This is a genomic window from Vibrio inusitatus (assembly GCA_024346935.1).
Lineage (GTDB): Bacteria > Pseudomonadota > Gammaproteobacteria > Enterobacterales > Vibrionaceae > Vibrio > Vibrio inusitatus.
On the sequence record AP024878.1, the window covers coordinates 1,549,890 to 1,568,350 of the forward strand.

The 18,461-nt window shown below is 41.0% G+C and carries 15 protein-coding genes and 1 pseudogene; 12 read left to right on the forward strand and 4 right to left on the reverse strand.

The genetic code is table 11. The features are described from left to right. Positions 1-1,929: a threonine--tRNA ligase gene (gene thrS / locus OCU48_RS07135; protein ID WP_141345315.1), complete on the reverse strand. Its 1,929-nt coding sequence runs from the start codon at positions 1,927-1,929 to the stop codon at positions 1-3. A gap of 337 nt (positions 1,930-2,266) precedes the next feature. Here thrS and OCU48_RS07140 point away from each other — a divergent pair, with 337 nt between their 5' ends. Beyond that, on the forward strand, positions 2,267-2,974 hold the full coding sequence (locus tag OCU48_RS07140; protein ID WP_141345316.1) for a DUF3581 family protein: 708 nt from the start codon (positions 2,267-2,269) through the stop codon (positions 2,972-2,974). Between the two features lie 115 nt (positions 2,975-3,089). Here the strand turns inward: OCU48_RS07140 and OCU48_RS07145 are convergent, their stop codons facing one another. Then, positions 3,090-3,746, reverse strand: a complete 657-nt coding sequence (locus OCU48_RS07145; protein WP_141345317.1) for an HAD family hydrolase — start codon at positions 3,744-3,746, stop codon at positions 3,090-3,092. Positions 3,747-3,912: 166 nt separating this feature from the next. Here OCU48_RS07145 and OCU48_RS07150 point away from each other — a divergent pair. The 4 genes and pseudogenes from OCU48_RS07150 to OCU48_RS07170 all read left to right on the forward strand — a co-directional run bounded on the left by OCU48_RS07150 (position 3,913) and on the right by OCU48_RS07170 (position 7,812). Further along, positions 3,913-4,234, forward strand: a pseudogene (locus OCU48_RS07150) (DUF4144 family protein). A gap of 512 nt (positions 4,235-4,746) precedes the next feature. Then, complete coding sequence (locus OCU48_RS07155) at positions 4,747-5,187, forward strand: hypothetical protein (protein ID WP_141345318.1); 441 nt, start codon at positions 4,747-4,749, stop codon at positions 5,185-5,187. 695 nt (positions 5,188-5,882) lie between these two features. Continuing rightward, positions 5,883-6,089: a hypothetical protein gene (locus OCU48_RS07165; RefSeq protein ID WP_141345361.1), complete on the forward strand. Its 207-nt coding sequence runs from the start codon at positions 5,883-5,885 to the stop codon at positions 6,087-6,089. 721 nt (positions 6,090-6,810) lie between these two features. Beyond that, positions 6,811-7,812 (forward strand): metal-dependent hydrolase, encoded by a 1,002-nt coding sequence (locus tag OCU48_RS07170; protein ID WP_141345320.1) that lies wholly within the window; start codon positions 6,811-6,813, stop codon positions 7,810-7,812. 265 nt (positions 7,813-8,077) lie between these two features. Here the strand turns inward: OCU48_RS07170 and ydiJ are convergent, their stop codons facing one another. After that, positions 8,078-11,107 carry a D-2-hydroxyglutarate dehydrogenase YdiJ gene (gene ydiJ, locus OCU48_RS07175; RefSeq protein WP_167496179.1) on the reverse strand — a complete coding sequence of 1,010 codons (3,030 nt, stop codon included), beginning with the start codon at positions 11,105-11,107 and terminating at the stop codon, positions 8,078-8,080. Positions 11,108-11,298: 191 nt separating this feature from the next. On the opposite strand from ydiJ, the gene OCU48_RS07180 reads away from it, so the two are divergent. From OCU48_RS07180 to OCU48_RS07195, 4 genes are all read left to right on the forward strand, one after another. Then, positions 11,299-11,982, forward strand: coding sequence for a DUF2786 domain-containing protein (locus OCU48_RS07180; protein ID WP_141345362.1), 684 nt, complete (start codon positions 11,299-11,301; stop codon positions 11,980-11,982). Positions 11,983-12,155: 173 nt separating this feature from the next. Continuing rightward, positions 12,156-12,347 carry a hypothetical protein gene (locus tag OCU48_RS07185; RefSeq protein WP_141345322.1) on the forward strand — a complete coding sequence of 64 codons (192 nt, stop codon included), beginning with the start codon at positions 12,156-12,158 and terminating at the stop codon, positions 12,345-12,347. Positions 12,348-12,478: 131 nt separating this feature from the next. Then, positions 12,479-12,853: a hypothetical protein gene (locus OCU48_RS07190; protein ID WP_141345323.1), complete on the forward strand. Its 375-nt coding sequence runs from the start codon at positions 12,479-12,481 to the stop codon at positions 12,851-12,853. Positions 12,854-12,992: 139 nt separating this feature from the next. Beyond that, complete coding sequence (locus tag OCU48_RS07195; RefSeq protein ID WP_141345324.1) at positions 12,993-14,096, forward strand: phosphoribosylaminoimidazolesuccinocarboxamide synthase; 1,104 nt, start codon at positions 12,993-12,995, stop codon at positions 14,094-14,096. A gap of 106 nt (positions 14,097-14,202) precedes the next feature. Here OCU48_RS07195 and OCU48_RS07200 read toward each other — a convergent pair whose 3' ends face one another. Further along, positions 14,203-14,808, reverse strand: a complete 606-nt coding sequence (locus OCU48_RS07200) for a TfoX/Sxy family DNA transformation protein (RefSeq protein WP_244312287.1) — start codon at positions 14,806-14,808, stop codon at positions 14,203-14,205. A 331-nt stretch (positions 14,809-15,139) separates the two neighbouring features. Between OCU48_RS07200 and OCU48_RS07205 the strand changes: the two genes are divergently transcribed. The 3 genes from OCU48_RS07205 to panP all read left to right on the forward strand — a co-directional run bounded on the left by OCU48_RS07205 (position 15,140) and on the right by panP (position 18,430). After that, positions 15,140-16,045: a LysO family transporter gene (locus OCU48_RS07205; protein ID WP_141345326.1), complete on the forward strand. Its 906-nt coding sequence runs from the start codon at positions 15,140-15,142 to the stop codon at positions 16,043-16,045. Positions 16,046-16,158: 113 nt separating this feature from the next. Beyond that, positions 16,159-16,671, forward strand: a complete 513-nt coding sequence (locus OCU48_RS07210; protein ID WP_141345327.1) for a hypothetical protein — start codon at positions 16,159-16,161, stop codon at positions 16,669-16,671. A 109-nt stretch (positions 16,672-16,780) separates the two neighbouring features. Beyond that, entirely contained in the window at positions 16,781-18,430 is a 1,650-nt protein-coding gene (gene panP / locus OCU48_RS07215) for a pyridoxal-dependent aspartate 1-decarboxylase PanP (RefSeq protein WP_141345328.1), read from the forward strand. Positions 18,431-18,461: the final 31 nt, after the last annotated feature.

Here is an 18,461-nt window from a genome sequence, read left to right on the forward strand (position 1 = left end):
TTATTCCTCCAGATTGAGCTTACGGCTTGAAACTTCGGCTTGGATATAAGAGATAAAATCATCCACTTTGAACTTGCCTAAGTCCTTGCCCTTACGAGTACGTACTGCGATTTCGCCGGCTTCCATTTCTTGGTCACCCACCACCAACATGTACGGAACACGTTTTAAAGTATGTTCGCGGATTTTAAAGCCAATCTTCTCATTTCTCAAGTCCGCTTTGGCTCTAATTCCACTTTTTTGCATTTTTTGTGCAATTTCTTGAACATATTCTGCTTGTTTGTCAGTAATGTTCAAAATTACCGCTTGTTCTGGTGCCAACCACGTAGGGAAGAAACCAGCGTATTCTTCGATTAAGATACCGATGAAACGCTCAAGTGACCCTAGGATAGCACGGTGAATCATAACAGGAACTAATCGTTCGTTATTTTCACCTACATAAGTTGCACCTAAACGGCCTGGTAAGTTGAAATCGAGTTGCACTGTACCACATTGCCACGCACGATCCAGACAATCATACAAAGTAAATTCAATTTTCGGTCCGTAGAACGCACCCTCGCCTTCTTGGATCTCATAAGGAATATCCATAGATTGCAGCGCTTGCTCTAGTGCTTTCTCTGACTCATCCCAGATTTCATCAGAACCTACGCGCTTTTCAGGACGTGTAGACAGCTTAACTACGATGTTATCGAAGCCAAAGGTTTGGTACGTATCGTAAACCATCTTAATGCAGCTAATCACTTCATCTTGGATCTGGCTTTCAGTACAGAAGATGTGCGCATCATCCTGAGTAAAGCCACGGACACGCATGATGCCGTGCAGAGCACCTGATGGTTCGTTACGGTGACATGAACCGAATTCAGCCATACGTAGCGGTAAATCACGGTACGATTTCAGACCTTGGTTAAAGATCTGAACGTGACCTGGGCAGTTCATTGGCTTAATTGCGTATTCACGGTTTTCTGAGTTCGTTGTGAACATCGCATCAGCGTATTTGTCCCAGTGACCTGAACGTTCCCAAAGAACACGGTCCATCATTAGAGGACCTTTTACTTCTTGGTAATCGTATTCAGTTAGTTTTTCACGAATGAATACTTCTAGATCACGGAAAATAGACCAACCATTGTGGTGCCAGAACACCATACCTGGTGCTTCTTGCTGCATATGGAATAAGTCTAAATGCTTACCAATCTTGCGGTGGTCACGCTTAGCCGCTTCTTCAAGACGTGTTAGATGCGCCTTAAGTGCTTTCTTGTCGTGGAATGCAGTACCGTAGATACGCTGAAGCATCTTGTTGTCACTGTTACCACGCCAGTATGCACCCGCCACGTTAAGTAGCGTAAAGTGTTGACAGAAGCCCATGTGCGGTACGTGTGGACCACGACACATGTCGATGTATTCTTCGTGATGGTAAAGTCCTGGACGATCGTCTTTAGAAACATTCTCATCCAAGATTTCAATCTTGTAGGTCTCTCCGCGAGCTTCAAATGCATCGCGAGCTTCCTGCCAGCTGACTTTTTTCTTAACAACTTGATACTTGGTTTTAGCAAGCTCTTTCATACGCTTTTCGATTTTATCTAAATCTTCTTGCGTAAGGTGATGCTCCATATCGATGTCATAGTAGAAACCATTGTCGATAGTTGGACCGATAGCCATTTTTGCATCAGGGTAAAGTTGCTTAATAGCATGACCGAGAAGGTGAGCACATGAGTGGCGCACGATCTCAAGACCATCAACTTCATCTTTTGCAGTAATGATTTCTAGGCTTGCATCTTGTTCGATAAGATCACAAGCATCAACGCGCTCGCCATCTACACGACCAGCAATGGTTGCTTTTGCAAGACCAGGGCCAATAGAAGCTGCGATGTCTAGAGTTGATACAGGGTTGTCAAATTGACGCTGACTGCCGTCAGGAAGAGTAATTACAGGCATTTTAAGTCCTATTCCAGTGGTGTTACATACGAAGCAACACATGTTTAAGTTAATCTCTTGCGTTCAATGCCTAGAATACAAGAGCCAAAGAAATGGCTATTATGTCCTTCACAATTACTGATGTGATTGGATTCAAATAATAACAGGCTGAGCATTGTAACCAAAATCACTCAAATAACAACCAAAATGCCCGATTACACGGCTTTAATTCGGTATATCAACACGTTAAGTTACACAGTTATGCGAAAATATATACACTGGATAGACCATTAAGTTTTTACACTTTGATATACTCCGATCACATATCTACTAATAACAAAGATTTTAAGCCGTAACTATGTTTCTATCCCCATACTTCGTAAGTGAAAATTCATCGATTCATTTTACTCGCAAACAAGCTAGCGATTTTGCTAAGGGTATTGCAGGTGACTTTAACCCTATTCATGACGAAGACAACAAGCGTTTCTGCGTACCAGGCGACCTGTTATTCGCTGTATTACTGCAGAACGAGGGATTAAGCCAGAACATGAAATTTACCTTCTCTGGAATGGTAAGTGATGGCGTTGAATTGCAGTTAAACCACGCATGTGATGAAAACAGCGCTGTTGTGGATGAAAAAGGCAAAGAATACCTAAGCATGGAGCGTCGTGGAGACATCTGCACCGATGCTGAGTTAATCGAGAATGTTATTCGTGGCTATGTAAAGTTCTCAGGCATGAACTTCCCTCACATCATGGTTCCTCTTATGAAAGAAGAACAAATGATGTTCAACACTAAACGCCCTCTTATCATTTATGAAAACATGAAGCTTGAGTTTAATCGCTTTGATATCAAAGAACCGACGGTAGAGTTATCTAGCGCCACTTTCGATGTTAACGGCAAGCGTGGCGTAGTAACCCTAAACTTCGAGTTTAAGGGAGACGGCCAAGTAATAGGTACTGGCAGTAAGCGTATGATTGCTAGCGGTCTTATCCCTTGGGTAGAAGAAGACATGATGGCGTACGTAGATAAGTTCAACGCAGCTAAAACAAATTTTAGTAAGTAGAAGCGCCATTATTATAAATTGTCTAAAGAAGGGTCCAAGCAATTGGGCCCTTTTTTCGCTTAATACAAAAGAAAGTAACTTTTGATTAGTCATTATTCTCCAATCAAGTAGAGACCTAATGTCCTTGCTTAAGAACCTTCAACACATCAATCATTGAAGGTAGAACTTGATGCCCTAATGAAATTATCTCATCAGTTGGAAATACGAGATCGGGAATTTGATACATTTGCAAGTTTGCGGCAATACCAGAACGCACACCATTGTTTGAGTCTTCGAAACCTAAGCATTGCTGTGGCTCTATATTAAGTCTGCTAGCGGCCAATAAATAGATTTCCGGATCAGGTTTGCCATGCGTCACTTCGCATCCACAAGCCAAAATATCGAAGTAGGCGTCTAGCCCTGCTAGTTTCAACTTTGTTTTAGCTAAGCTTAAGTCTGTCGATGTAGCGACCGCTATCGGTATGTTATTGTCCTTCAGCCAATCAAGAAGCTCAAGTACTCCCTCTTTAATGGGAATTGCCTGATGATGCGTAACATCATGGTAATACTCCATCCACACTTTACGAAGTGCAGGATAATCCAAATCATCAGGATAACCGGCACGTATGGTGCGCTCCACTCCTTGTGCATTTTGGCCAATGATCGCAAGATACTCTGGCTTCAAAAACTCAAGCCCTAGAGTATGGCATGCTTTTTCAAAAGCATTCATACACACTCGCTCGGTATCAAGAAGCAACCCATCCATATCAAAAATTGCGGCTTTAAAAGTCATAGTTCTGTCTCGATGATCAGGAATCGTGATACTACTAAAATTATCTCATATAGCAAATATTCAAACTGCCCATCATCTATATTCACACATATTGATAAATAGCAGCCTTTAATCATTAGTGTTACGGTAGAAAATCAAGATTGCAGGTTTGTACGTAGGAAAGACGATGATTCAATGGCCATGTATTTTAAAGTTAGACGGTGATTCCGAGCTAATATTTGTCGCTTCAGAGGCAAAACTAGATGAAGAATTAGAGGGCCTAATTATGGGAAGTACTGACTGTTTAAATTGATAGCTTTGGCCAAAGTTATGCGATTAGTCCGAACGATGACACGTATTTATTCGAACCGAATGAAGCTTCACTATCGCTTCAATCAATGACTCAATTAATTCAAGAGCATGAGTTTTCCAAAGCAGAAATGTGTTTGACAAAAATTCAATTCATGTCGATTGAAGAAGCAGTACAATCACTTGAGGTTAAAAGCTAGCTGGCAGTATAAACGTTTGAATATAACGCCCCTACCCTCACTCGCTCTGCACTCATCGTTGATGTTACAGGTTATGTTGTTTGCGAAGCAGTAAATTACATTAAGAAAAGCTTCCAGTTCCAATGAACTTTAGTAAAGCCTCTAATGGTCATTTTTCTATGCTCTCGAATTCAAATACGAAATGTGACACTTCGCCATTAACGCAGGAGACTCTATACCTGTGAGAGTGACATATTCATGCGTATCTTTCGCAATCTGTCGTTTTAACAGCCAGCAACTCTGCCATTATCTCCAAGCATTATTATCGAGGAGCGTTTCATCAACAAAGATATCCATTAACAAAAGAACGAGGTGAAAAATTCGTATCATACAAAATAACTCACGACTTCTTGTCACGAGGGCACAATTAGCATGTATCAACAAATTGAATAGTATCCAATTTAGTGAAAATAGCATTTCAAATAGAAAATAGCCTTAGTAAAAACACAAGCGTTCTAACTAAGGAAATACCTATGAAATCAATTTTCACTATCTTAATCACGTCCCTCATGCTGTTTGGTTGTGCTTCAAACGAAACTGCGATGCTACAGCAAGGTGAAGTGCTCGCTAATCAAATTACTAAAAACGACAATACGGGCGCAGGAGAGGCAATAGGCAATCTCGGTGGTTTAGTTGCATCGGACTCGGACTCTCGTCTAGCTGGCTTTCTAATTGGTGGTTTAGTTGGTGATGCGATTGAGGAAGGTTCATTATCAGTCACATCAGAACTTGTAATCCGTTTAGAAGACAATCGTGTAATTAACATTAAAATGCCCACTGTTACTGATAAGTTGAAAGAGGGCGATATTGTCGATGTTGCTTTCAATCAATATGGTGATCCAATTGATGTTAAGGTTGCAGTAAAGATTAGAGCACTACCCGCTGAAGTTGCAACTACCAAGCTTATTCAGTAAGCACCTAAACTACTGTCTGTTCTCATTCTGCATCAAAAAACATCTCGGTAAATAGTAGTTAGGGTAATCACTAGAACACTTCAAAAGTGGTATAAAGATACACCGTATCTACCGGTGGCCAGAAAAATGGCAATCGGTGTGTAACCGCTTTTTACTTTGTCGTTACCCTACATTTAAACTATGTCTAACAACGCTTGTAGAAGGTGCTTGACCACGGTAGCTTCAAAGCGCTTTACCTGGCTTCGGCATAAATATCCCGACATTAATGATAATACGGGCCAAAGTTATGCCATCAGTCAAAAGATAGACACGTATCTAGCCGAACCTGGTGAAGATCCGCTACCGTTTCAATCCGTGACTCAATTGAATCAAGAATATGAATTTTCCAAAGCAGTAATGTGTCTAACGAAAATTCAATTTATAGCCATTGAAGAAGCCATACAATAAATCGAATTTTAATGATAGCTTGCCGAATAGTGCATGCAATCTCAACCCAGACCGAGCGTTCACAGCTCACAAATGAAGACTTTCAAATCTGGAATATTAGCTTACTGATTAAAACTGGGGGCTACATTGACGAGCATGCTCAAGAAGCGCATTCTTCTAAATCCAAACAGGACAAAACGTGCGTTCATTATTATGGCAACCCACTAATTGCTTGTTCTGTGAAAAGCATTGATATCGAGGCAGGCGAAATGAATAAAGTTTTTATGCTGGTAATGGGGCTGCTTTTTACAAGCCGCCTGTACGCAAGTATAGTCCCGCACGTTCATGAACTAGAACATGACGCTCCTATCCTTATTCGATCAGCTCTCATCGTTGGCGTTACAGGTTATGTTGTTTGGGCTGCAATTAAATACATCAAAAAGAGCAAAGCTGCTGATTCAAAAAATATTTTGTAAAACCTTAAAGGTTAGTTTTAGTTTGGCTAACCACGAAATAAACTCAAGTAAAGAGCAACACTGCAAAGACAACGCATACTATTGCAATCCATGTCATTACAGCACTTCTATTCAGCTAGGTTTTTGCAGTAAATCCTTATACCAGAGCGCTGCAAGATAAGCACTGAGATTGATGAAGCTCACAAGACGCAATATAAAAGAAATGCGCACACTCTAAACACACCACCCTAACTAAGAGTATTGGCATGCCATTGTTGAGATGATCAGGGATCAATTCGTCTGTGACCCTAATAACCATGAGATTATTCTTGGTCTTGTCACCTTCTTTAGGCTTCATTGTGACGAGACTCTTTGTGTTGTTACATGGGTTCGTAACGACTGAGAAATTACCGGCATAGGATGTGCTATAACTCTCTGAGATGATTGATGAGCATATTCTACTATCGGATTTTAAAAGTTCCTATTTAGCTCAATTGTGGTCATATATAAACCCTATTTATACACGACATTTCATCCTTTGCAGGTGATGTCTATCCGCCTACTTGTCCCTGTAGAGCCTATAATCCTGTGGGATGAACATTTGAGACAATTTGTTCCATGATAATTCCATCCCACTGAATACAACTACCCTATACTTCTTGGAACATTTGTTATTAAGGTCAACGTAATTCTGAAGATCCCACGTCAAGTATTTCAAACATACCCTATTAATGAGTGAGTAATGGATCCATTAACGCAAGGATTGCTAGGGGCGTCTGTGCCTCAGTCAATGTATAAGAAGCAGCATATAGTTGTCGCAGGTGTATTGGGGCTACTTGCTGGAATGGCACCAGATTTAGATGTACTTATTCGTTCATCAAGGGATCCATTGCTATTTTTGCAGTTTCATCGGCAATTTACTCATTCACTGCTGTTTATCCCTGTGGGTAGTTTCATTTGCGCATTGGTTTTGCATTGGTTAATCGCAAAAAAACACCATTTCTCCTTTAAACAAAGTTGGGGAGCTTGCGCCTTAGGTTATGGTACTCACGGGCTTCTTGACTCCTGCACGTCATATGGCACTCAGCTATTTTGGCCTATTTCCAATGAACGTTTTGCATGGAACGCCATCTCAGTGGTTGATCCTGCATTTACCCTTCCTATATTGATTTTACTGATATTTGCAACGTTAAAGAAAAACCCTTTGTTTGCACGTTTTGCAATTTTGTGGGGCTTGATCTACCTCACTCTAGGGGTGGTCCAACGAGACAGAGCAGAAACTAACGGATTGTTATTAGCCAACAGCCGGCAGCATGTGCCTATACGGATAGAAGCAAAACCTACTTTCGCTAATATCTTAGTCTGGAAGATCATTTACGAAACCGATGGTCGGTATTACGTAGATGCCGTCAGGATGGGGACGTCGGTAAAAATGTATTCTGGTGAATCTATCGCTAAACTAGACATGAATAGAGATTTCCCTTGGCTTGACCCTAACTATCAACAAGCGAAAGACATCGAACGTTTTAGCCAGTTTTCAAATGGCTTTCTTGCACAAGATCCTGTCGATAAATTCAAAGTTATTGATGTGCGTTACTCTATGATCCCCAATGAAATACGGGCCCTGTGGAGTATCAATCTATCACCATCAAATGATAAAAACACACACGTTAAGTACACAACTCATCGTAATAACACACCAGAATCAAGGCAGCCGTTTTGGGATATGCTCACTGACTTTTAAAGAAAGTCATAATTTGAACTGAACCCGCTTTAGTCTGTCATTACTGATGCAAAAACGGCATCATTAAAGAATAAAGCGAGGTAAACCTCGCTTTATTCTGATTAACACCATTTACAGCAAGTAAATGACCAGACATAGCGCAAGACAAATACTTGAGAATAAGGCAAAAATTTTTGATAAGTCGTTATTCTACAATCAAAAACTCCAACGCAGATATTCAGTATTTTAACACGCTAGACTGTTCTGTTATTGGCTACGATTGTCATTACAACACTTCTAACAGAGCTTGTAGTGGATGCTTAACTACACTACCTTCAAAGCGCTTCACTTGGCTTCGACACGAATAACCCGTAACTAGGCAACGCTCTATCGGTAAACGTTCAAAGCTTGGCTTCCAACTTAAACCGTAGATATCCTTTGACCACTGCAGTTTATCTGCCTCATGCCCAAACGTTCCCGCCATACCACAACACCCAACAGGCACAGCAGTTAACGAAGCACCAAAATGCATGAAGATAGCTCCCCACTCTTTTTCAGCGTTAGGTAGCATGGTTTTCTCTGTACAGTGTGCTAGCAAATACCATGGTTCCTGATTGTTATTATTACGAGAAGGAAGCGAATCCAGTTGTGGCAGTAGCCATTCATGTACTGTATTTACGGAAAAATCAGGACAATCTTTTTTCAGGGTTTCTCTATATTCATCGCGGTAACAAAGCACCAACGCAGGATCTACACCCACCATAGGCATCTTGAGCTTGGCTGCCTCAGCAAGAAACTGTGCGGTATTTTGCGCAGTGTTGGTAAATTGCTTTAAAAAGCCTTTGATGTGTTGGGCTTTGCCATTGGGCTTAAACGGAAGCATGACTGGAATGAATCCAAGGTTCACCACTAGAGATACAAAATCATCAACGACTTTCGCATCGTAGTAACTGGTAAACGGGTCTTGCACCACAATCACATAGCGTTGCTTTTGCTCGTCGCTCAAGCTTGAAAGCTTTTGATGATCGTACTTTTCAACATGTTGGCTTTTCAGGCGTTGTTTCAATGTCGGGGAAGATAGCAAAGGAGCATCAACATACCCCACAGTTGAAGATACCAAAGACTGAACCCAACCCGTATCGAGCACTGTATTTACTATTTTTGGTGACAGTGCCATCAATGGCAATAACGACTCTATATTTGCTACAAAATAGTCCTTGATAGGTCTTTGATAACGAGAGTGATACACATTAAGGAAACGTGCTCTGAAGTTTGGCACATCTACTTTGATAGGACACTGAGTAGCACAGGCTTTACACGCTAAGCAACCTTGCATTGCCTCATACACTTCGTGCGAAAAATCATAATGATGTCGCTTATTAAAACTGTTGGTCATTCGGTCAAGCATATTCTTCAAAGACGCAGAACCCTTGAGGGTTTTACTTTCTAAATCCAGTATATCAATGCCTTGTTCCGATAACTGACGTAGCCATTCTCGCACAATGCCAGCCCTTCCCTTGGGAGAATGACGTCTATCGGCAAGTATTTTCATTGAAGGACACATAGGTGAAGCAACATCGTAGTTAAAGCACAAACCGTTGCCATTACACTCCATCGCACCATTGAAGCTATCACGAACGTTAACTGGGATCTGTCGATCAAAATGAGCGCGTTTAACGCCTTTCACTTTCACTAATTCATCATCAGAACTAAGTGGCGTACAGATCTTGCCTGGATTCATCTTGTTCAATGGATCAAAAGCACTCTTAACACGGCGCAATTGCTCAAATAAATGCTCGCCAAAAAACTCTGGACCGTACTCAGAACGAAATCCCTTTCCGTGTTCGCCCCACATCAATCCGCCATATTTGGCCACTAGAGCAACCACTTGATCGGAAATTTGATGCATGAGTTCTTCTTGCTTAGGATCGCACATATCAAGTGCTGGCCTGACGTGAAGTACACCAGCATCAACGTGACCAAACATTCCATAACGCAAATTATGTGCATCTAACAGTGCTCGAAATTCGACAATGAAGTCTGCTAGATTCTCAGGGGGTACACAGGTATCTTCGGCAAAAGCAACCGGCTTAGCTGAGCCTTTTGTCGCGCCCAACAAACCCACGGCTTTTTTACGCATCCCATAAATTTTACCAATGCTGCCTAAGTCTCGACAAATCTGATAGCCAATAATGCCGCCTTCCTCGTTCTCAATCATCGATTCGAGTCGAGAGCAAAGCGCACTCACTTGATCGTCGATTTCGGCAACATCATTACCTGCATACTCAACAATATTGACGCCTAATAACTCTTGCCCTGGTACTTCGGTTAACAGGTCGCTTACTGTATGCCAAACAATGTCTTGTTTTGCCAAGTTAAGAACAATTGAATCTATGGTTTCAACAGACAGCGCATTCGCTTCAACCATCATAGATGCAGACCGTAACGCAGAATCAAAACTGTCGTACTTTACATTAACCAACACTCGAGATTTAGGAATAGGTGTTAGATTAAGCTTTGCTCGTGTAATAAAACCTAACGAACCCTCAGAGCCGCATAATACTCTCTCCGGCAGAAATTCATTATCTTTTAGGGAGTTCTTTAAATCGTAGCCCGTTAAGAAGCGGTTTAAAGGAGGGAAACGCTCTTCAATAGCAGCGCGGTGCTCTCTGCAGATTCTTTGAGTTTCACTTACAGCAGATGCAGCGAAGGTGCCCTCTTCAACACTCTTCCATTGCTCTGTATCGAGCACTGAGCCATCAGCTAAAATAGCAGTGAGCCCAAGGACATGATCGGAGGTTTTTCCGTAGCGCAGTGAGCCTTGCCCTGATGCGTCTGTATTGATCATGCCACCAACAGTGGCGCGATTACTGGTGGAAAGTTCAGGAGAAAAGAAAAAGCCGTGTGGCCTAACAAGGTCATTGAGCTTATCTTTGACCATTCCTGTTTCTACTATTACCCACCCTTCCTCTACATTGATTTCTATTAACTGATTCAAATGTCTAGAAAGATCTACAACGATATGCTCCGTCAACGATTGGCCATTGGTGCCCGTGCCGCCACCACGTGGAGAAAATCGAACAGTTTCAAATTCAGATTTATTACCAAGCTGTGCCAGCAATTCGACATCTTGTTGGGTTTTAGGGAGCACTACTGCTTGTGGCAATTGTTGATAAACACTGTTGTCAGTAGCTACAGCTAGCCTACTTGCATACTGAGTCTCGATATCACCTTGGAACCCTCTTTGTTGCAGTTCAGATAGATAACGTTCGACAATTGAATTAATAGAAGAGTCTTGGTTGAGTCTTGGTAACATAATGCTTCCTGCGATAATCACGCTCTACTCCATTGTGCTCGGCATGATCTTAATAATTCGTTCGATTTTCTAACACTTTACATGATTTATTCATGCATAAAAACCACTTGAAACTATGGTCATAAATTGGGCTTCCAGAGTCGCTAAAAAAGGAGTAAAATGTGTCCCCCTTTTGGTCGTACCGAGAAAGCATGAACAAGCAAAAAGCGTTGAAAAAAATAGCAAAGTGTCTTGAGTTGGGTAATTCAGCCAATGTTAATGAGGCGGCTAATGCCATTAAGATGGCGCACAACCTTATGCTCAAATACGGTCTTGAAAAAGATGATATTGAGTTCATCAAAATGGGTAAAACTCAATCCTCTCATCTACTTCCTGCAAATGTTGGTAGTAACATCTTACGAATCATTCGTGGGATTAATACCAGATTTGGTGTTGAAGCGGTGCTACTCAATCACAAAGGACTAAAGCGAGTTGAGTTTATCGGTGAAGCTGATCGCGCTATATTTGCTGCATTTGCTTTCGATGTCGTTTATCGAGAAATGAATGAGCATACAGGCAAATTCAGAAACAGTTTTGCTGGTTCTGGTACTCCCGCATCTGAGGTGACCAAGCGCGTAAACTCGTTTTTATCTGGTTGGATAGAAGGCGCATTAGAGAAACTGCCACTCATTGCTCCTGATGATGAGTCAGATAACAAAATTAAAAATTACATCGATAAAGAATTCAAAAACATCGATCGCGAGACTTTTAAAAAGCAACTTCAGGAAGCAATGAAAAATCTAACCGCTGACTATGAAGTGGGATTGAAGAAAGGTAGAACCTTATCGGTCAGCCGTCCTGTGGAAGGTGCACAAGCCAAGAAGTTGCTCAAATAAGCTCTTCAATAATAATTAAATGTTACAAAATTAAACAATAATTTAACATTTATGCATTCGTAGTGTAATATTATACACCTAACCTTGTAGCGAGGATCGTAATAACGGTGCTAGCTTGTCTCGAAATTAAGCAAGGTAGTACATATGCAAATACTTATGGAGTAATTAACAGTATGCAAAAAACCTTCTCACATTGCGATTGGTGCAAAAAGTTAGCCTTTGTAGAAAAATTGACTTATATGGATGGCTACGTCAACTCTTGCTGCGACTCCTGTAAGCAAGTTGCTCTAATCGATGTGAAACGCTACAACCATGAAGAACTCGTCACTCCGCAGAAAGAATCTCTGAGCGGACATAGAGCTTAAGTTTTTCTAGCAATTAAAACGACCCAGCCTAGCGCTGGGTTTTTTTATGCACAAATTTTGATAGTTGAGCTTGATCTTTAACCGAATCAGTATTACTGTTTATTTATACAGTATGTATGGAGATACAGTAAATGCACTTTCAAAATATGAATAACAGCAATACTTTAAGTCTTTCAGATTGCGCTTATCAGCCCTGTAACCTAAAGCGATTGGCTAAGGCATCCTCTGCTCGCAAATGGATTCTGTTTACAGCACAAACACATTTACCTGAGCTAAAAGAGCTTCAAACATACAGTGTAGACTGCGAAAAAATCATTCAGCTAAAGCCTTCTAATAAAAGTAACGAGATGGAAGTCGTAATCAAAGCTATCACTTCAGGTAACGCAAGTGCAGTCGTTGCTAGTGGTAATATTGATGCAGTCGCTCAGAAACAACTCCAGCAATTAGGGAGAGAACATAGTTGTGATGTCTTTTTCTCAACGTCAAATACTCAATATCTTCACTAAGTTAACAATAATTTAAGATACTAAAGGGAAAATCCCTCCTAACAAATACCCTAGGCGCAATCGTTTGCTTTTCTATTGGAATAGTGAAAATGATCTGTGTATTATTCGCATCAGTATTTGCCCCTATTAGGTATAAATTATGAATCTTGCTGACCAAGTATTAGACGTTAACGATGACCTGCCTATCCGCACGGACAAGCCTGTTCACAGTGGTAAGGTACGTTCTGTATATTGGCTAACTGATGAAGATAGCCGTCGCTTAATCAAAGAAAAAAACTATGACGTATCTCATGATGCGCCCTTAGCTATCATGGTTATTAGCGACCGTATCTCAGCTTTTGATTGTATTTGGCACGGTGAAGAGAACCTAAAAGGCGTTCCTGGTAAAGGCGCAGCTTTAAACGCAATATCAAATCACTGGTTCAAACTGTTTAAAGATAATGGCTTAGCAGATAGCCACATTCTCGATATCCCTCACCCGTTGGTTTGGATAGTACAAAAAGCTAAACCGGTAATGGTAGAAGCAATTTGCAGAAAATATATTACAGGCTCGATGTGGCGTGCTTACGATAAAGGCGAACGCAACTTCTGTGGTATCGATTTACCAGAAGGCCTTATTAAAGATGGCTTGCTAAAAGATCTGCTCATTACTCCTTCTACTAAAGGCATTTTAAAAGGCATACCAAACGTGCCTGAAGTTGATGACGTTAATATCACTCGACAAGATCTACTCAACAACTACACAGCGTTCAACTTCCAAGCTAAGGAAGATGTAGACCAATATGAAGTACTACTTAAAGAAGGCTTCAGTGTTATCAATAGAGAACTTGCCAAAATTGGACAAATCTTTGTCGATACCAAATTTGAATTCGGTTACGTTACAGATAGCAAGGGCAATGAAAAGCTGATCTACATGGATGAGGTAGGTACGCCAGATTCGTCTCGTATTTGGGATGAGCAAGCCTATAATAATGGCGAAGTTGTAGAAAACTCTAAAGAAGGTTTCCGCCAATTCTTGCTAAATCACTTCCCTGATCCAGATATCCTTTTAAATAAAGATCGCATGAATGAGCGTGAAGCATTGGCAAACAACAATGAACTTCCTCTCGCTTCAATGATGGATCTATCTAAAACCTATACCACTATTGCCGAAAAAATCACTGGCAACGCCATCCAACTAAGCTCTAATCCAAAGTCTGAGATTGTTGAAGTATTAGGCAAAGAGTATGGCTTGATTGATTAGGCATAGAGTCTGTTTTTAAAGCTCAATTATAATCTATTAGACCTCCAACAATTGGGGGTCTTTCGCTTTTATAAAATCGCATCATGCATGGAAGTGCAAAGTCTTACTATGCGCGAGGATGCCCTCTAGAAGCAATCTTAGACAGAAGACTATTTTTAATTTTATGCTCTAGTAAGGAGAAGTGGATTCCCCTAATCGCTCCTTCCAATTTCCATAGCAAGTTAACATTTAGATCTAAGCCGTATATTTGCTGTAATCTTGCAAAAGACTCACTTGAACCTGCTTTCTTTAATTGCGCTATATCAACGATATCTATTCGAGCTAGCATTCTCTCAATACTGAGCTGTAAATTGGGTAAGTCTCTAATTCGATCATGGCAGTTACATTTGATTTTATCTTGCTTCGCAATCTCAATAGACCGAAAAAACAATAGTTGAACTCGAGATCTCTCCTGTGCATGCATATCAGTAATGTTGTAGTACTGTACTTTGGCACAGCCTATTCGCTTTTTATATTTGTACTGTTCACAGCCCCAATTAACCAGCTCCTCAGTAAGCGTTGGCCCTCCTCTTAAAAACGCCTTACCATCATCCACTAGTAGAAACATTGCATCCTCAACAAAATATCCCGTGCCCCCAAACATAGGGCGAGTATAAAGTCCTTCAAAGTACTCAATGTCACCAATTACAGCCTCAACTCCATATATAGCCATAACACGATTCTCCATAAATTCCATTTCATTGCCGCACTAACATACACAAATAATCAGTATGTAAGCTGTACCTTTAAATTTTTAAGGGCAGGCATACGCTTGTCTACCACCGGCTGGTACTATAACGATGGCGAAAAGTGTGACTAACTGCGAGATAAATCGCACCTAACATTCGCACAAGAATTTGTATTATTTGAAATTTTCATGGTGAAAGAAACGAATAGTTATTCGTTTCTTGAATAGGCTTGGTGTAAGCTAGTCCATCTTCGAAAGGATTCATGCAAGCTCAGATAATTCACTTGCATATACACATTACGAGCCTCACTAAAATATGTTTTCAGGATTGTTATTCATTTTTATACCCTTAATTGTTGGGTATCTTATTTCAGTAAAAAACACACTTATTCTCGACAAGATTAATCAGTTTTGCTCGCACACTGTTTTATTTATCTTGTTCCTTATGGGCCTCAGTATTGCTGGGATGGATAACCTTGGTGGCAACATTAAGCAGATTCTGACTATTACTGCCTGCTTTTTTGTCAGTATGAGTGTGTTTAATCTAATTGCTCTACCATTGATTGACGCAAAATTGCCATTGGCAGTTGAAGCAAAACAAAATAAATTGCCATTATTACAAATGGCATCAGAGTCACTGAAGTTGGTGGTGGTCGTTGCTCTTGGGGTAATTATTGGTCTGGTTATTCCAGGTTATTGGGCATGGGTACATACAGCAAGTGAATGGACCTTGTTTATGTTGCTGTTCTTGATTGGTATTCAACTCAGAAACAGTGGCCTGACTCTTCGTGAAATTATCATCAATAAACACGGACTTATTATCGCTAGTGCTATCGTGATTACATCATGGTTAGGCGGTATTGTTTCTGCCCTATTGTTAGACTTACCTATTACGCAGGGGCTTGCTATGGCGTCTGGTTTCGGGTGGTATTCATTAACAGGTATCCTCATCACCGACAATTATGGTCCCTTGTATGGCAGTGCATCTCTAATCGTCGAATTACTCAGAGAGTTAGTCGCACTTATCTTTATTCCAATGCTAATAAAAACCCGTCCTTGTACAGCCATTGGCTACGCAGGCGCAACGGCTATGGATTTTACATTACCAGTCATACAACAAACCGGTGGGATACGTTGTGTGCCGGTCGCTATTGTTAGCGGTTTTATCCTTAGCCTACTTGTCCCTATCATGATCCTTACATTTTCAGGATTGGGAATATAAAGATAAGGCGCTATCGCTCACATTCAATCATTGAACGCTTTGGTTATTGATATGAGATTTGCTAGATTACCCACACTACACTCGTAGGGTATATCAACCTAGGGAATAATAAGATGAACAAAACGCTGGTTTTACTGTTGTCAGCCTTACCAACTTTTGCATTTGCAGCAAACACGGAATGTCAGATTGAAAAGTACGATACCTACATCGATGCCTCAATCAATTGGTATCAAGATCTTGCTACTATGACGAGCCAAGACTCACCAGAGCTTAAAGAAGTCAGTGAATGGTTCCTTGAGGGCCGTAAAAAGCATTTTGAATTAAATCGCCTCGCCGTACATACCTTTTTAGAATCTCAGCCGAATAAAGTCTCTACTGAGCTGGATGTTGAATCTTGGTTACAGCTGTCTCAAAGCGATATTAAAGAACTGGCCACTCGTGACGATGACCTAGGCAACATAGCTAAACAAAGCTTCGAATATCGCCAGGCTAAACCACATCCGCAGAACTATGAATTCCGCTCAGCCCTTGCTGATTTACTCAGTCACCCAAATAAAATTCAAGATGCACTCGACACCTACAACCAGTCAATTCAAGACGTTGTTGCTATGGACTGCAAATCTTAATCATTCATTGACGCTGTTTATAAAAACAACACATGAAAAATAATGCGAGACTTTGCTTCATTTATTTATTACATTGTCTCGCAGTTTCAGCAATACAAACGCATTCAATATGGTTTCACAGGATAAAACAGCGAAAGTTGATTTCGAAAGCTTACTCAGAATATTTACTGTTCCAGAAGGGCCAGAATCTACACTGACTCAGATCGAAGACAGGCTTTCACTAAACCTGAATGAATTTCTTAAAGAACATATTGTTGCTGAAGAAAAACCGCTTCGAGAAATCGAAAAAGACTTCAATGATTCTCTGTTACCAGAGTCACCTACCTTCGTCTCAGAGCACACACAGCATCTGTTAGACACGCTCGTTTCTCATTCGGTACATACCTCATCGCCAAGCTTTATTGGTCATATGACTTCCGCATTGCCTTATTTTTTGATGCCATTATCAAAGATCATGATTGCGTTGAATCAAAACTTGGTGAAGATAGAAACCTCTAAAGCATTCACTCCATTGGAACGCCAAGTCTTGGGTATGCTGCATAATCTAATTTATGCACAGACTGACGACTTCTACGGTAAATGGATGCATAGTGCACAGCACTCTTTAGGCGCATTTTGTTCTGGGGGCACGATAGCTAATATTACCGCTTTGTGGGTTGCAAGAAACAATGCATTCCCTGCTGACGGTGAGTTCAAAGGCATCGAGCAACAAGGTATTTTCAAAGCTCTCAAGCATTACGACTATGAAGGCATTGCGATACTGGTGTCTGAGCGTGGTCACTATTCACTGAAGAAAGCGGCAGACGTCTTGGGTATAGGCAGAGAAAGCCTGATTGCCGTTAAGACTGATGAGAACAATAAGATCTGTCTAAACGATCTAGATGCTAAATTGGTAGAGCTTGAATCGAACCGTATTAAAACTATCGCAGTAGTGGGTATTGCTGGTACCACAGAGACAGGTAACATTGACCCACTAAAGGATATCGCACTGCAATGTCAACAACATGGATGCCACTTCCACGTTGATGCAGCATGGGGCGGAGCGACTCTGATGTCTAATGAGCACAGACACCTGCTAGCGGGTATTGAACTGGCTGATTCGGTCACCATTGATGCACATAAACAGCTATACATTCCAATGGGTGCGGGCATGGTTTTATTCAAAGACCCTCACGCTATGGCAAATGTTGAGCATCACGCCGCTTATATCTTACGAAAAGGCTCCAAAGACCTTGGCAGTCACTCGCTGGAGGGCTCACGCTCCGGTATGGCAATGCTGGTCTACTCAAGCATGCACATTATTAGCCGACCAGGGTATGAACTGTTAATCAACGCAGGGCTAGATAAGGCACGATATTTTGCAGACTTAATCAGTCAGCAAGAAGATTTTGAACTTATCACCGACCCAGAATTGTGTTTACTTACTTATCGATATATCCCAGCGCGTGTTCGTTTGGCTCTAGAAAAGTCTACCGATAAGAACAAGCATAAGCTAAACGAATTGCTCAATGGTTTAACGCAATTTATTCAAAAGCGCCAGCGTGAAAATGGTTTGTCATTTGTCTCACGTACAACACTTACTCCAAAGCAATGGGATAGCATGACAACTATCGTATTTAGAGTGGTATTGGCTAATCCGCTTACCACCCACGATATACTAACTAATGTGCTCAATGAACAACGTGAGATTGCTAAGATGGCACCTTCCCTAAACAAGCAAATAGACGTCCTCGTCAATACTATCGACCCTGAGCTGTAATTTTTTTACTCACAATACTAAATACCCGCTA